This is a genomic window from Xenorhabdus szentirmaii DSM 16338, assembly GCF_002632585.1.
In the GTDB taxonomy this organism is placed as follows: Bacteria; Pseudomonadota; Gammaproteobacteria; order Enterobacterales; family Enterobacteriaceae; genus Xenorhabdus; species Xenorhabdus szentirmaii.
This window is the reverse complement of record NZ_NIBV01000040.1, coordinates 1-523: the sequence shown is the minus strand read 5'-3', so window position 1 is coordinate 523 and position 523 is coordinate 1. Positions and strand designations below refer to the sequence as shown.

The 523-nt window shown below is 56.8% G+C and carries 1 protein-coding gene; it reads right to left on the bottom strand.

What is annotated here, in order from left to right:
• Nucleotides 1-523: hypothetical protein (locus Xsze_RS22335; RefSeq protein ID WP_099139198.1), on the bottom strand; the 523-nt coding region annotated here is incomplete at both ends.

Here is a 523-nt window from a genome sequence, read left to right as displayed (position 1 = left end):
CGAAGGTAAATGATCCACAGACACTGACCAATGCCGGGACCATCACTACCGCCGCCGACAATAGCACGAAGGTAAATGACCCACAGACGCTGACCAATGCCGGGACCATCACTACCGCCGCCGACAATAGCGCGAAGGTAAATGATCCACAGACACTGACCAATGCCGGGACCATCACCACTGCCGCCGACAATAGCACGAAGGTAAATGATCCACAGACACTGACCAATGCCGGGACCATCACTACCGCCGCCGACAATAGCACGAAGGTAAATGACCCACAGACGCTGACCAATGCCGGGACCATCACCACCGCCGCCGACAATAGCGCGAAGGTAAATGATCCACAGACACTGACCAATGCCGGGACCATCACCACTGCCGCCGACAATGGCGCGAAGGTGAATGATCCACAGACGCTGACCAATGCCGGGACCATCACCACCGCCGCCGACAATAGCACGAAGGTAAATGATCCACAGACACTGACCAATGCCGGGACCATCACTACTGCCGCCGACAA